General features: G+C 59.6%; 12 protein-coding genes. 3 read left to right on the forward strand and 9 right to left on the reverse strand.

Translation table 11 applies throughout. The features are described 5' to 3' along the window. Nucleotides 1-101: 101 nt before the first annotated feature. Both D8U73_RS13390 and D8U73_RS13395 read right to left on the reverse strand, forming a co-directional pair. Nucleotides 102-1,724: an MFS transporter gene (locus tag D8U73_RS13390; protein WP_056853481.1), complete on the reverse strand. Its 1,623-nt coding sequence runs from the start codon at nt 1,722-1,724 to the stop codon at nt 102-104. A gap of 154 nt (nt 1,725-1,878) precedes the next feature. After that, the gene (locus D8U73_RS13395; RefSeq protein WP_130904739.1) at nt 1,879-3,525 is read right to left on the reverse strand and encodes a GMC family oxidoreductase N-terminal domain-containing protein; all 1,647 of its coding nucleotides are present in this window, start codon (nt 3,523-3,525) and stop codon (nt 1,879-1,881) included. Nucleotides 3,526-3,646: 121 nt separating this feature from the next. Here D8U73_RS13395 and D8U73_RS13400 point away from each other — a divergent pair, with 121 nt between their 5' ends. Further along, on the forward strand, nt 3,647-4,531 hold the full coding sequence (locus D8U73_RS13400; protein WP_056853483.1) for a LysR family transcriptional regulator: 885 nt from the start codon (nt 3,647-3,649) through the stop codon (nt 4,529-4,531). Here the strand turns inward: D8U73_RS13400 and D8U73_RS13405 are convergent. Beyond that, the gene (locus tag D8U73_RS13405) at nt 4,528-5,625 is read right to left on the reverse strand and encodes a DNA alkylation repair protein (protein ID WP_130904740.1); all 1,098 of its coding nucleotides are present in this window, start codon (nt 5,623-5,625) and stop codon (nt 4,528-4,530) included. The two genes, D8U73_RS13400 and D8U73_RS13405, sit on opposite strands and share 4 nt — an antisense overlap. 72 nt (nt 5,626-5,697) lie before the next feature. After that, the gene (locus D8U73_RS13410; protein WP_130904741.1) at nt 5,698-7,506 is read right to left on the reverse strand and encodes a monovalent cation:proton antiporter-2 (CPA2) family protein; all 1,809 of its coding nucleotides are present in this window, start codon (nt 7,504-7,506) and stop codon (nt 5,698-5,700) included. 159 nt (nt 7,507-7,665) lie between these two features. Between D8U73_RS13410 and D8U73_RS13415 the strand changes: the two genes are divergently transcribed. After that, entirely contained in the window at nt 7,666-8,580 is a 915-nt protein-coding gene (locus D8U73_RS13415; RefSeq protein ID WP_130904742.1) for a LysR family transcriptional regulator, read from the forward strand. On the opposite strand, the gene D8U73_RS13420 is transcribed toward D8U73_RS13415, so the two are convergent. Continuing rightward, nucleotides 8,570-9,346: a substrate-binding domain-containing protein gene (locus D8U73_RS13420; RefSeq protein WP_130904743.1), complete on the reverse strand. Its 777-nt coding sequence runs from the start codon at nt 9,344-9,346 to the stop codon at nt 8,570-8,572. The two genes, D8U73_RS13415 and D8U73_RS13420, sit on opposite strands and share 11 nt — an antisense overlap. 24 nt (nt 9,347-9,370) lie before the next feature. Beyond that, nucleotides 9,371-10,663: an MFS transporter gene (locus D8U73_RS13425; RefSeq protein ID WP_130904744.1), complete on the reverse strand. Its 1,293-nt coding sequence runs from the start codon at nt 10,661-10,663 to the stop codon at nt 9,371-9,373. A gap of 271 nt (nt 10,664-10,934) precedes the next feature. On the opposite strand from D8U73_RS13425, the gene D8U73_RS13430 reads away from it, so the two are divergent. Beyond that, entirely contained in the window at nt 10,935-11,273 is a 339-nt protein-coding gene (locus tag D8U73_RS13430) for an FKBP-type peptidyl-prolyl cis-trans isomerase (RefSeq protein WP_056853489.1), read from the forward strand. A gap of 14 nt (nt 11,274-11,287) precedes the next feature. Here D8U73_RS13430 and D8U73_RS13435 read toward each other — a convergent pair whose 3' ends face one another. From D8U73_RS13435 to D8U73_RS13445, 3 genes are all read right to left on the reverse strand, one after another. Then, entirely contained in the window at nt 11,288-11,611 is a 324-nt protein-coding gene (locus D8U73_RS13435; RefSeq protein ID WP_130904745.1) for a protealysin inhibitor emfourin, read from the reverse strand. Further along, nucleotides 11,608-12,669 carry a M4 family metallopeptidase gene (locus D8U73_RS13440; protein ID WP_130904746.1) on the reverse strand — a complete coding sequence of 354 codons (1,062 nt, stop codon included), beginning with the start codon at nt 12,667-12,669 and terminating at the stop codon, nt 11,608-11,610. The genes D8U73_RS13435 and D8U73_RS13440 overlap by 4 nt, the downstream gene beginning before the upstream one ends. Nucleotides 12,670-12,889: 220 nt before the next feature. Beyond that, a complete protein-coding gene (locus D8U73_RS13445) occupies nt 12,890-13,633 on the reverse strand; it encodes an SDR family oxidoreductase (protein ID WP_130904747.1) in 744 nt (247 codons plus the stop codon). Nucleotides 13,634-13,893: the final 260 nt, after the last annotated feature.

Raw genomic sequence — 13,893 nt, forward strand, 5'->3', positions numbered from 1 at the left:
ATGGTCGTTAACGATAGCGCGTGCCTTCAGGTTGAACACGGCGCTCTTGAGACCTATGCGAGCGAACTCGCTCCTACAGAATCCAGTTTGTGAGTTGGCTGTCAGTTCTTGTCCAGATCGACGTTGCGCGTCTCACGCAAACAGATCATCCCCACCACCAGGCTCACCCCGGTGATCAGCACCGGATACCAGAGCCCGTAGAAAATGTCCCCGGTGTAGACCACCAGGGCAAACGACACGGTCGGCAAGAAGCCGCCGAACCAGCCGTTACCGATGTGATAGGGCAGCGACATCGAGGTATAGCGGATGCGCGTCGGGAACAGTTCGACCATCAGTGCCGCCAGCGGGCCGTAGCACATGGCGGAGATGATGATCAGAGCCACGATCAATGCGACGATCATTGGCTTGTTGATTTGCTGCATGTCGGCCTGTTGCGGGTAACCGGCGAGGGTGACCGCGCCGCGCAATGCGGCTTCGTCGAAACCGTCGATCTTCACGTCGCCCACGCTGACTTGCACGCCGCTGCCGGCTGGAGCCGCCGCGCTGGCGTAGGGCAAGCCTTGCTTGACGAGGAAGGTCTTGACCTTGTCGCAGGGGCTATCAAATTTCGCCTTGCCGACCGGGTCGAACTGGAAGGTGCAGGTGGCCGGGTCAGCCAGCACGGTGATCGGTGCCTGGCGGCTGGCCAGGTCAATCGCCGGGTTGGCGTAGTGGGCCAGGGTCTTGAAGATCGGGAAGTACAACACGGTCGCCAGCAACAGGCCGAGCATCAGCACCGGTTTGCGCCCGACCTTGTCCGACAGCCAGCCGAAGAAGATGAAAAACGGCGCGCCGATGGTCACGCTGACGATCAGCAAGCCATTGGCCACGGCCGGGTCCATTTTCAGGAACTGGGTGAGGAAGAACAGCACGTAAAACTGTGCCGCATAGAAGGTCACGGCTTGGCCGGCGTTGATGCTGAACAGGGCGATCAGCACGACCTTGAGGTTTTCCCATTTGCCGAAAGAATCGCGGATCGGCGATTTGCACAGCTTGCCTTCTTCCTTCATTTTCACGAAGGCGGGGGATTCATGCAGGCTCAGGCGAATCCAGGTCGAGATGCCCAGCAGAATGATCGAAAACAGGAACGGAATGCGCCAGCCCCAGACTTCGAACTGATCGCCGGTGAAGTAGCGGCAACCGAGTACCACCAGCAGCGACAGCAACAGGCCGAGAGTGGCGGTGGATTGAATCCAGCTGGTGTGGAAGCCGCGTTTGCCGATGGGCGCGTGTTCCGCCACATAGGTCGCGGCGCCACCGTATTCACCGCCCAGGGCCAGGCCCTGGAGCATGCGCAGCACCACGAGAATGATCGGCGCGGCAATGCCGATGCTGGCGTAGGTCGGCAGCAAGCCGACACAGAAGGTCGCCAGCCCCATGAGAACGATGGTGGCGAGGAAGGTGTATTTGCGTCCGATCATGTCCCCCAAACGGCCAAACACCAGGGCACCGAATGGCCTGACGATAAACCCGGCGGCAAAGGCCATCAGGGCAAAAATGAACGCCGTGGTGTCGTTGACTCCGGCGAAAAACTGTTTGCTGATGACCGCCGCGAGGGCGCCATAGAGGAAAAAGTCATACCACTCGAACACTGTTCCAAGTGACGAAGCGAAGATGACTTTCTGGGTTTCCTGGCTGGTGCCCTCGCTGCGCACGGCTTCCAGGGGTTGAACGTGTTCTGACATATCGGTATCCCTCACAGTGATTGTTTTTGTTGTTCCACTGATGTTGCGTATTCCTTGCAGGGGGTGATGCTCGATGTCCGTGAAACCAGTAACGTCCCTGTGGGAGTGGGCTTGCCCGCGATTGGGAAGGGGCAGTCAGCATGAATGTTGACTGTCATGCCGTCATCGCGGGTAAACCTGCTCCCACAGGGATGGTGTTTGCAGCATTGAGAATCATGTGTGCCGCTTTCTCCGCGATCATCAGCGTAGGCGAACAAGTGTTGCCGGAAGTGATGCGCGGCATGATCGACGCGTCGGCGATGCGCAGGCCGGGAATGCCTTGCACGCGCAGTTCGGCGTCGACCACCGCGTCCGCGTCGTTGCCCATCCGGCAAGTGCCCACCGGATGGAAAATCGTGGTGCCGATGCGCGCGGCGGCTTCGTGCAGTTGTTCTTCGCTTTGCAGTTTGTCTCCGGGCAGATATTCGACCGGTTTGAACGCCTTCAGGGCCGGTGCGGCAACGATGCGCCGGGTCAGGCGAATCGCATCGGCGGCGACCCGCAAGTCTTCCGGATGGCTCAGGTAGTTGGGTTGAATCAGCGGTGATTCCTGCGGGTTGGCCGAACGGATCTCCACCCGGCCACGGCTCTGCGGACGCAAGTCACAGACCGACGCGGTAAACGCCGGGAACGTATGCAATGGCTCACCGAAGCGCTCCAGCGACAGTGGTTGCACGTGGTATTCAAGATTGGCCGAGGTCTGCTCCGGACCGGAGCGGGCAAACGCACCGAGCTGGCTCGGCGCCATCGACAGCGGGCCGCTGCGGTCGTACAGGTAACGCAGGCCCATGCCCATTTTGCCCCACAGGCTGCCAGCGATTTGATTGAGGGTACGGGCGTTTTCCAGTTTGTAGATCAGCCGCAGTTGCAGATGGTCCTGCAGGTTGCCGCCGACGCCGGGCAGTTCATGGACGACGCCGATGCCCAAGCGTTGCAGCAGCGGGCGAGGGCCGATACCGGAACGTTGCAGAATGCTTGGCGAGCCCACGGAACCGGCGCAGAGGACGATTTCCCTGCGCGCCTTGAAAGTTTTCGGCTGATTTTGCCAGCGGGCGCTGACCGCTGACGCGCGGCCGTTTTCCAGCAATACGCGGTCAACTTCAACGCCGGTCAACACGGTCAGATTGGCGCGGTTGCGCACCGGTTTGAGGAATGCCTTCGCCGCGTTCCAGCGGATGCCGGCCTTCTGATTGACCTGGAAGTAACCGCAACCTTCGTTGTCGCCCTGGTTGAAGTCATCGATGCTGGCGATGCCGCTTTGCTCGGCAGCGCTGCGGAACGCATCGAGAATCGGCCATGACAAACGCTGGCGTTCGACCCGCCAGTCGCCGCTGGCACCGTGAAATTCGGAGTCGCCGGCAAAATGGTTTTCGCTTTTCTTGAACAGCGGCAACACGTCCTGCCAGCGCCACCCGGGGTTGCCTTCGGCTGCCCAGCCATCGTAGTCCCCGGCCTGGCCACGCATGTAGATCATGCCGTTGATTGACGAGCAGCCGCCCAGCACTTTGCCCCGTGGGTAACTCAGGGCGCGACCCTGCAGGCCAGGTTGAGCTTCGGTCTTGAAGCACCAGTCGGTGCGCGGGTTACCGATGCAGAACAGGTAACCCACGGGAATATGAATCCATGCATAGTTGTCGCGGCCACCGGCTTCGAGCAACAGAACCCGGTGTTGTGGGTTGGCCGATAGCCGATTGGCCAGCAAACACCCGGCGGGACCGGCCCCGACCACGATGTAATCGTATTCATCAAGGGAAGACTGCATCCCTGACCTCGTCTTGTTGTTCTTGTTGTCGGTCATCCTAGTTGTTAGCTTTCGTCAAAAGAATGTTAGTTTTTGCGCAGCTGCTGTGCGTTTTTAAACAGCGACGACCTAAGGATGGACGATGTTCGACTGGAATGACCTGCGGTTTTTTCTCGAATTGCAGCGCAGCGGGCGTTTGCTTACCGCTGCCCGCCGTTTGAACACCACGCACGCCACCGTGGCGCGGCACATCGAGGCCATCGAAAAGAGCCTCGGCACCGCGCTGTTCGTGCAGCATGCCCAGGGGTATGAACTGACCCCGTCCGGCGAAGCGCTGCTCAAGCATGCTGAAGCCATGGAGAATGTCGCGCTGTTGGCACAGGAGGAAATCACCCAGTCCACGGCACCGCTGGGCAAGATCCGCGTCGGGGTCACCGAAGGGCTGGGCATCATGTTTCTATCCAGCCGCATGAACGGTTTGTTCGAACGTTACCCGGGGCTGGAAGTGGAACTGGTCGCGGTGCCGCGGTTTGTCAGCATTCTCAATCGCGAGGCGGAAATCAGCATCCACCTCGAACGGCCATCGGCGGACATGCTGGTCACGCGCAAGCTCACGGACTATCGCCTGGCCCTCTACGCCAGTCAGGACTACCTCGATCGTTCGCCGCCGCTGGGCAATCGAGAGGATCTGGGGCGCCATGCGTGGATCGGCTACGTCGACGACTTGTTGTTCAGTCAGGAACTGATGTTCCTCAACAGCTTCTGCCGCAACCCGCAGGTGGTCTTTCACAGCACCAGCGTTATCGCCCAGCAACAGGCTGCGCGCGCGGGTCTGGGGATTGCCGTTTTACCATGCTATATGGCCAGCGCCGATCCCGGTCTGGTACCGCTGTTTCCCGATGAAAGCATTCTGCGCAGCTACTGGATCAGTACCCGGCGCGAGCTGCACAAATCGGTGCGGCTGCGGGTGATGTGGGATTACGTGGTGGAGTTGTGTGAGCGCGAGCAGGGGTTGTTGTTGGGTTAAGGAAGGATTTCAAACGCCGTACTGGCCAGCCGTTCGCCATTGACCATGATGTGCACCGCATGGCGACCGGCGTAATGCCTGCGGGTGGTCAGTTCTTTGATGTGCTGGCCGCGGCTCAGTTGCTCGGTGGCTTTGCCGGGCAACGTCAGGGCTTTGAGCTTGAACACCTTGGCCGAGGTGCTGCCGTTGGCTTTCACGTAGTCGATGGCATAGTCGATCACCAGGCGCTGGCTGTCCTCGACCCTGGATTTGACGGCAAAGGACAGGGTGATTTTCTCCCCCAGGCCAATCACTGGCGGGTTGACTCGCACATCGACGATCTCGACTTCAGGCTTGCCACCCGCGCCGATGATCGCCAGCGCTCGAGGGTTGCCCTGTTTGATCAGGCTGCGTAGCGCATGTTTGGCGATCCACGCGGTGTGTTTGTTGTCCAGCGACCAGCCTTCAATCAGCTCAAGCACCCAGTCGGGATGATCCTTGGTGATGTCGTTCAAGTGGTTGGCCACGGACTTGCGCACATACAGGCTGGTGTCGGCCTTGAGATTGTCGAGGATCTTCGCCGCCAGGCTCGGGTCGGCCTGGACTTGCTCCAGGCGAAACGACCACGGCAGTCGCGGACGGCAACCTTCACTGGCCAGCCTCCGGACATGCTCGTTGTCGTCCAGTGACCAGTCGTGCATCAGCTTCAGCGAGCGCTCGAGGTCCCTGCGCAGGAAGTGGCGAATGGCAAACTCTGAGGAGCCGAATGCAGTGAAGTACTTGAGCGCGTCCATCGATACGTCGAAGCGGTCGGCACCATAAGCCGCCACGTACTGCGGCAGGCACATGCTGACGAAGCCACTGTTGAGACGCGGGGCGAGTGCGCGCAGGACTTCGAGCGATGCTTCATAACCCAGCGGCAACACCGCGTGCAGGCATTCGCTGACGCGTGCCATGCGTTGCATGACCGACAGGTCCGCCAGGCCGGTGCTGGCCAGTTTGAGGAATCTCTGCGCATCGAACTCCGGATAGACCGCCGTCATTTCGCTGGCGATATGCTGGAGGCGCTCGACGTTGAAGATTTCCTTGAGGGCGGGGGATTGATCGGCAGCCATTACGAGTTCCTTGGTCGTTGTGATTTATCCGGTACACCGCGTTATCGTTCCGACGAGGCCAGTACTGCCACCTCAATTGTTCTTGGCTTGCTCTTCCAGCTGATCCGCCTCAAACAACCGCGCCAGTTCCGCCCGCGCTTCCTGTGCTGTCTGCTTGACCTTCACCGCATCGTCGTAAATCGAATGCTGGGTTTCGAGCACCTGTTCGTCGTGATGCTTGAAGCGCTTGATCCGTGCGTCGGCCTGGGCCTGGGTCAGGCCGAGTCCGATCAGGGTTTGCCGGCTCATTTCCAGGCTCGAATAAAAGGTTTCGCGCACCGCGTGGGCCCCCACGTCCATCAACCGATGTACATGTTGGCGGTTGCGTGCGCGGGCGATGATCTTGATGTGCGGGTAGAGCTTGCGCACCAGTTCGGCGGTCTTGATGTTGGTGTCCGGGTCATCGGTGGCGATCACGAAGAATTCGGCTTCGCCGACCTTGGCCGCACTGAGGATTTCCGGGCGCATCGGGTCGCCGTAGAACACCGGCACGCCGCCGAAGCTGCGCGACAGTTCAATGGTTTCCACCGAGGTATCGAGGGCAACGAACTTGATGTTCTGCGCCCGCAGGATACGGGCGACGATCTGCCCCATGCGACCCATGCCGGCGATCACCACCCGGGGCTCATCAGTGTCGATTTCGCGGAATTTTTCCGGCACTGCCACAGGTTGCACCTTGGGGCTGACAAGACGCCCACAGATCAGCATCAACAAGGGCGTCAACGCCATGGACAGGGTAATCGCCAATACCAACAGGTCGTACAGGCGCGGGTCGAACAAGCCATGATCGCGACCAATCTTGAACACCACGAAGGCAAATTCACCGCCGGCGGCCAGGACAATGCCGAGTCGAATCGCGCTGACCTTGTTCAAAGCGCCGGCCAGTCGACCCAGGATGAACAGCAGCGGCAACTTGACGGCGATCAACAGCACAGTCAGCCCCAGCACGACGATGGGCTCGCGCAGCAGCAGACTGAGGTTCGCGCCCATGCCGACACTCATGAAAAACAGCCCCAGCAACAGGCCCTTGAACGGCTCGATCTGCGCTTCCAATTCGTGGCGGTACTCGGAGTCCGCCAGCAGCAGGCCAGCAAGAAATGCGCCGAGGGCCATGGAAATGCCCGCCAGATCCATCAGCCATGCGGTGCCCATCACCACCAGCAACGCGGTCGCGGTGGACACTTCCGGCAAACCGCTCTTGGCCACCACGCGAAACACTGGCCGCAACAGATAGCGTCCACCGATCACCACAATGGCAATGCTCACCAGCACGCGCAAACCCTGATTCACATCGTCGACCGCGGTAACGTTTTCAGCGCTGCCAGCCAGCAGCGGCACCATGGCGATCAGCGGGATCGCGGCGATGTCCTGAAACAGCAGAATCGCAAAGGCCAGACGCCCGTGAGGGCTGGTCAGTTCCTTGCGTTCGGCAAGGCTTTGCAGGCCAAACGCAGTGGACGACAACGCCAGACCCAGGCCCAAAACGATGGCGGTGTTCAACGGTTGTCCGAAAACATACAGCGCCAGCACGCCCAACACTGTTCCTGTCAGCAACACCTGCGCCAATCCGACCCCGAACACTGACTTGCGCATCACCCACAACCGGCGTGGCGACAATTCCAGGCCAATGATGAACAGCAGCAACACCACACCGAGCTCCGAGATGTGCGCAACGCTTTCCGTATCGCTGATCAGGCCCAGCCCCGAGGGGCCAATGATCACCCCGGCAAACAAATAACCGAGTACCGCACCCAATTGCAGGCGCTTGGCCAGGGGAACGGTAAGCACGGCCGCGAGCAGAAACACGACTGCGGCTTGCAACAGACTGCCTTCATGGGGCATGGCGAAAACTCCATTAACTCGGTACGGCGGGGCGACAAGGATAAAGGCTCGACCCGGTCGCGTCAGCATAGTGTTTCAACCGAGTTGTTACATTTTGCATTAATTGGTTACATTTATAGAATAATCGAATCAATCTGATCCCCGCGCCGAGTCCATTCCATGGCCATCAATTTCGACCTCAACGATCTGCAAGCTTTTCGCGCCGTGGTGGAGCAGGGCAGCTTTCGCAAGGCGGCCGATACCGTACGCATCTCCCAACCGGCCCTGAGCCGGCGTATTGAAAAACTCGAGGACGCCCTCGGGGTGAGGTTGTTCGAACGCACCACCCGCAAGGTCAGTCTGACCCAGGCCGGTCGCGGCTTCATGCCCAGCGTCGAGCGCCTGCTGGATGATCTGGACGTGGCACTGCTAGGCATCAGCGAAGTCGCATCGACCCGGCTGGGTCATGTCACTGTCGCTTGTGTGCCCTCGGCGGCGTACTACTTCATGCCCCGCGTCGTCGCGCACTATCACCGGCAATTTCCGCGGATCAAGGTCAAAGTACTCGATTCCAGTGCCCATGAAGTGCTGAGTGCGGTGGTCAACGGTGAAGCGGATTTTGGCCTGAGCTTCATGGGTACGCTGGAGGCCGAGGTGGATTTCGAGCCGTTGGTGCAGGAGGGCTACGTCGTGGCTTGTCGGCGTGATCATCCCTTGGCGAGCCGTACCAGCGTGACCTGGGAGGAGTTCTATCAGCAGGACTACATCTCGCTGGACAAGAGCTCGGGCAACCGCTTTTTGCTGGATCAGGCGTTGACTGGTGTGGTGCCACAGCGGCCGAGCATCTGCGAAACCCGGCATGTGACGACGATGATCGGGCTGGTGGAGGCGGGGTTGGGTGTTGCCGCGGTGCCGCTGATGGCGATGCCGGGCGAAGATCACCCGATCCTGACGCGGGTGCCTCTGACCGATCCGCAAGTGATGCGCAGCGTCGGTTTGATCAAGCGCCGGGGTCGCACTCTGACCCCGGCAGCACTTGAACTGGAACGTTTGGTGGTGGCGATGAAAGTCCAGCTGCCGGCTATCAGCGGCTGACAGAATCCAGTCCGGTGGCTTTTACATCTGCTTGCGCCTGGGCCGATGCCATGTACTCAAGCAACGCCTTGGCCTGCGCGGGGTGTTGCGCGCCAACCGGAATACCCGCGGCGAAACGCGTGACCGACTGCACCGATTCCGGAATCTTCGCGACAAAACTCACCCCTGGCACCGGCAGCAGTTCGCTGACCTGCTGGAAACCCAACTGATAGTCGCCGGTGGCAACCACCGATCCCACAGGAATCTTCGGCACCATGGTCGACTTGGCTTTGAGCGAGTCTTCGATGCCCAGGCGTTTGTACAGTTGCTGCTCGATGTACACGCCACTGGCGCTGTCGGAATAGGCCACGGACTTGGCGTCCAACAAAGTTTTTTTCAGGTTGTCGACGGTGCTGATATCGGGCTTGGGTGCACCCTCGCGCACCACCAGACCGATCCGCGAATCCGCCAGTTCAACCCGGGACGACGGGTCGACCTTGCCTTGCTTGATCAGATTGTCAAGCGCGTAGCCGACCATGATCACCACGTCGGCTTGTTCACCGCGGGCCAGGCGATTAGGGATCGCTTCCGGGGCCTTGCCCATCGACGGACCGAGGGCAGTGTTGAGGGTGTTGCCGGTGGCTTCGGCGAACTTCGGGCCGAGGATCTTGTAGGCCGCGGTGAAGCCCCCGGAGGTCATCACGCGTAACTCTTCGGCCTGTGCCGCGGTGCTTAAGGCCAGGCTGACCAGCAAGCTCATGGCCGCAACGTTGAAAAGCTTTTTCATAGGGATTTCTCTAGCAAGGCAGGTTTACGAAAGGGCTGGTTGCAGGCGACCGCTGGCGCGGCGATAGAGATAAAACGTCGCGCAGAGCGCACAGAGCGCGGCGAAGCTCATCCAGTAGCCAGGCGCCGCTTTGTCGCCGGTGTACTGAATCAGGAACGTCGACATCGCCGGGGTGAAGCCGCCAAACACGGCGGTGGCCAGGCTGTAAGCCAGAGAGAAACCCGCAACCCGTACTTCGGCCGGCATGATTTCCGTCAGCGCCGGGATCATTGCGCCGTTGTACAAGCCATAAATGAACGACAGCCACAGCAGCACCAACAACATGTTGACGAAGCTTGGCGCCTGCACCAGGTACGACAGCGCCGGATAGGTCGAGGCCAGCGCCAGCAGGGCCATGGCAATCAATACGGGACGACGGCCGACGCGGTCGGAGAGTGCGCCGCCAACCGGTAGCCAGAAGAAATTCGACACGCCCACCAATAAGGTGACCAAGAGCGCATCAGATGTGCTCAGGTGCAGCACGGTTTTGCCAAAAGTCGGCGCGTACACGGTGATCAGGTAAAACGCTGTGGTGGTCAGGGCGACCATCATCATCCCGGCAAAGACAAGCACCCAGTTTTGCGCGAGCGTGCGGAACACCTCTGCCATGCTCGGACGTGATTTGCGGGTGGCGAACTCTTCGGTTTCTTCCAGGTTACGGCGCAGGAAGAAAATGAACGGGACGATCATGCAGCCGACGAAGAACGGAATCCGCCAGCCCCAGTCGGCAATCTCCGATGGCGCCAGCCATTGGTTCAGGCCATAGCCCAAGGCTGCGGCAACAATGATCGCCACTTGCTGACTGGCCGACTGCCAACTGGTGAAAAAGCCTTTGTTACCCGGTGTAGCGATCTCCGCGAGATACACCGAGACGCCGCCCATTTCCGCGCCGGCGGAGAACCCTTGCAGCAACCGGCCAATCAACACGAGCGCCGGGGCGAACAGGCCGATGGTTTCGTATCCGGGGACCAGCACAATCAGAATTGTGCCGCTGGCCATGATCGAAAGGGTGACGATCAGCCCTTTGCGCCGGCCAACATCATCGATGTATGCACCCAGCACCACTGCGCCCAGAGGTCGCATCAGGAAACCGGCGCCGAACACGGCAAAGGTCATCATCAGCGAGGCGAACTCGCTGCTGGCCGGGAAGAACACGGCCGCGATCTGTGTGGCATAGAAGCCGAACAGGAAGAAGTCGAACTGTTCGAGGAAGTTACCCGAGGTGACCCGGAAAATGGCGCTGGCGCGAGAGCGTCCGCGCGGGATTGAGGCTGTCATCGATAAATACTCCACCGCTTTTATGACGTGCGCTGCCTGGACGCGGCGCACGGTTCTTATTGAGGCGAATGGTGGAGCAGGGCGATCGATATGTTAATTGCATAGTTGGCATGTATTGATGCGTGAGGCGGATCAATAAAAGCATCTGAATTCAGTGTGTTGTTCAGAAAAACTCATCGGAACAAAGGAGGCCATGGTTGCCAATCGCGGACAAATCTGGGAAAACGGCGCCCAACAGGCCTAAGGGCGAAAGAGCATACGAGTGAATTCAATGAACGACGAACTTCAGGTAATCGATATTCAGGCCGGTGACGGTAAAGCGGCCGTCAAAGGCGCGTTGATCACCACCCAATACCGTGGCTGGCTGGAAGACGGCTCTGAGTTCGATTCTTCCTACAGCCGTGGCAAACCGTTCCAGTGCGTGATTGGCACTGGTCGTGTCATCAAGGGGTGGGATCAGGGAATCATGGGCATGCAGGTTGGCGGCAAGCGCAAGTTGCTGGTCCCGGCGCACCTGGCTTATGGCGAACGCACGATGGGCAAGATTCCGCCGCATTCGAACCTGATCTTCGAGATCGAGTTGCTGGAAGTGCTGACGCGGGAGGATTGAGTGGCGGGGGAGATCTACAGCAGCTGGCCTGTATCCCAAAGGTGCACCAGATCCCCCGGTGCCTGGTCTTCCGGCACTTTGAGCACCATGTGGTCTTCCTGTTCGCCCTGCCGGTAGCTCACCTCGACCTGGTAGAAACGCTGGTCGCTACGCCCGGATTCCGATGTGTCGAGGGGCAGGCAGCCTTCCAGTACCGAGCAGATACGAGTGCGCTGGCTGATGTCGCATTGCGCAAACTCGATCTCCCGAGGTCGGCTCAGGGCGTGAATCGGCGCAAAGCCGCCTTGGCGGGAAAGGCGGACCCGGGCGTCGTCGCCTAATTCAGGCAGGGTTTTCATTTGACCTCCGTGATGTCGATACCCGTTTGAGACCAGCCCTTGCGCACAGCGTCGACCTCCTGTGCACCGAAGCGCTGGCCGGCATGGTCGATGGTCAGTCGAGCGAAAGCATCGAAACTGGCGTCCGGACTCAGGCGTTTGTCGCACAGCGCGTCGTACCAGATTACTCCGGCTTTCTTCCAGGCGAACCCGCCGAGTGCCCTGGCCGCGAGATAAAACGCGCGATTGGGAATGCCCGAATTGATGTGCACGCCGCCATTGTCCTCTTGAGTGATGACAAATTTGCGCATGTGATCCGGTTGCGGGTCCTTGCCCAGCAATGGGTCGTCATAGGCTGTGCCTGGATGGGACATCGAGCGCAAGCCCCGGCCGTTGATTTTTGCCGTGAGCAAATCCGCGCCGATCAGCCAATCTGCCTGCTCGACGGTATGTCCGAGAACGTATTGCTTGGTAAGGATGCCAAAAACGTCCGACAGTGACTCGTTCAAGGCCCCGGACTGATTGGCATAGATCAGCCCGGCCGTGCTTTCAGTCACGCCATGGGCCAATTCATGGGCGACCACGTCCAGCGAGCGGGTGAAGCGCTGGAAAATTTCCCCATCGCCGTCACCGAAGACCATTTGAGCACCATTCCAGAAAGCGTTTTCGTAGCCCAGGCCGTAATGCACGCTGCCGACCAGTGCGAATCCTTGGTTGTCGATCGAATCGCGACCGAGCACCTTCCAGAAAAAATCATAGCTGGCACCCAATGCATCGTAAGCTTCATCGACGGCTGCATCACCCGTGGCCGGCTGGCCTTCCAGGCGCACTGGCATTCCCGGCAGGAGCATTTTGTTTTGCGCGTCGTGCAGGCTGCGCTGGACCACGCCCGGTTTCCCGAGTTGCGGCAGAATTGCCCGCTCCGGCGGCCGCACAGGGGGACCGGGATTGTGCAGCAGGCTTTGCACATGATGCAGGGTGATCATTGCCGCCGTGCGTTGCGGCTCTGAACCGTGGGCGATGATACGGTTGAGAATGTAGGGCGGGATAAAACTGCGCGGTGTTTGTGAGTCGGTCATCAGTGCATCCCTGGCGTGATAGATGTCGATACTGATGAGATCCAGACACCGCGTGTTCGGTTCCGTGTCGGTTTTTGACGAGTGTGAAGTGCTTGGCAATCAGTACAAATGATCAGCACGCTCACCCTGTAGATTGAGAACGTGATGTCTGATGACGCTCGAAAAGTATCTCGAACAGACATCACGTTTATTTCATTAGATATTGATATTTATGGATATATTATTGAATGGTGTAACCGCTATCGACCACCCAGTCCTGACCGATGACGTTACGGGCACCGTTGCCGAGCTGGAATAGAATCACGTCGGCAACAGCGCCTGGCTCGAGGAAACGGCCGTCTAGCAAGCGTTGATTGACCGTGCTGGCGACAGCGCTCAATTGCTCATCCTTCAAGCCCAGCGTTGACCAGATCGGTGTCGCAGTCGGGCCGGGGGACACCGTGTTGATGCGAATGCCGTGAGGCGCCAATTCGACCGCCAGCGTGCGGGCATGGTGAATCAGCGCGGCTTTTGAGGCGATGTAGGCGGCGAGGCCGGGAAAGGTCACTTGTGCCAGGAAAGTACCAATGAATACCACCGAGGAGGATGCGGCCAGTTGACTGCGCAAGCACGCCAGGGTGTTCAATGCCCCGGCACCGTTCACCGCCCATTGCCGGTCGAACGCTGCCAGATCCAGGCCATCGGCCAGCTCCGCAATGCCGGCGTTCGGCACCAGATAGCTCACCGGCCCCAGGGTTGCCGCCTGCTTTGCCAGCCGCGCCAGGTCGGCGGGTTGGGTCACGTCACCCGCCACCCATGACAGCTGCGTCGGGAAACGTTCAGCCCATTCACCGAGGCCGCCAATCTGACGCGACATTGCCAGCACACGGGCACCCTGAGCCAACAGACGTTCGGTGACAGCCAGGCCGATTCCGGAACTGGCACCGGTGACGACAGCCAGATGATCCTTAAAAGCAGTGTTCATAAAGGCGTTCCTTTTTGGTCAATGAGCTTTCGCAGTTCACGTTCCAAAAAGCAGGCCAATGTGCTGGGCCTTGATTCTCGGGGCTTTGAGGGATGTTGTAGTTATTGTGACTTGATCGGCTTGGTGTCTTTTGGACTGCGTGATGGTCGATATGACTGCATAAATCCATGTAGGAGCAAACGTGCTGGCGATAGCGGCGTGCCAGTCATTGGGGATGTTGAATTTGAGGTCGCCATCGCGAGCAGGCTCGCTCCCACAGG

Source organism: Pseudomonas sp. Sample_22 (genome assembly GCF_004307635.1).
In the GTDB taxonomy this organism is placed as follows: domain Bacteria; phylum Pseudomonadota; class Gammaproteobacteria; order Pseudomonadales; family Pseudomonadaceae; genus Aquipseudomonas.

Excerpts from the sequence above, each read along its gene's own strand:
- D8U73_RS13390 (WP_056853481.1), bottom strand. The coding sequence starts at position 1,724 with ATGTCAGAACACGTTCAACCCCTGGAAGCCGTGCGCAGCGAGGGCACC.
- D8U73_RS13395 (WP_130904739.1), bottom strand. The coding sequence starts at position 3,525 with ATGCAGTCTTCCCTTGATGAATACGATTACATCGTGGTCGGGGCCGGT.
- D8U73_RS13400 (WP_056853483.1), top strand. The coding sequence starts at position 3,647 with ATGTTCGACTGGAATGACCTGCGGTTTTTTCTCGAATTGCAGCGCAGC.
- D8U73_RS13405 (WP_130904740.1), bottom strand. The coding sequence starts at position 5,625 with ATGGCTGCCGATCAATCCCCCGCCCTCAAGGAAATCTTCAACGTCGAG.
- D8U73_RS13410 (WP_130904741.1), bottom strand. The coding sequence starts at position 7,506 with ATGCCCCATGAAGGCAGTCTGTTGCAAGCCGCAGTCGTGTTTCTGCTC.
- D8U73_RS13415 (WP_130904742.1), top strand. The coding sequence starts at position 7,666 with ATGGCCATCAATTTCGACCTCAACGATCTGCAAGCTTTTCGCGCCGTG.
- D8U73_RS13420 (WP_130904743.1), bottom strand. The coding sequence starts at position 9,346 with ATGAAAAAGCTTTTCAACGTTGCGGCCATGAGCTTGCTGGTCAGCCTG.
- D8U73_RS13425 (WP_130904744.1), bottom strand. The coding sequence starts at position 10,663 with ATGACAGCCTCAATCCCGCGCGGACGCTCTCGCGCCAGCGCCATTTTC.
- D8U73_RS13430 (WP_056853489.1), top strand. The coding sequence starts at position 10,935 with ATGAACGACGAACTTCAGGTAATCGATATTCAGGCCGGTGACGGTAAA.
- D8U73_RS13435 (WP_130904745.1), bottom strand. The coding sequence starts at position 11,611 with ATGAAAACCCTGCCTGAATTAGGCGACGACGCCCGGGTCCGCCTTTCC.
- D8U73_RS13440 (WP_130904746.1), bottom strand. The coding sequence starts at position 12,669 with ATGACCGACTCACAAACACCGCGCAGTTTTATCCCGCCCTACATTCTC.
- D8U73_RS13445 (WP_130904747.1), bottom strand. The coding sequence starts at position 13,633 with ATGAACACTGCTTTTAAGGATCATCTGGCTGTCGTCACCGGTGCCAGT.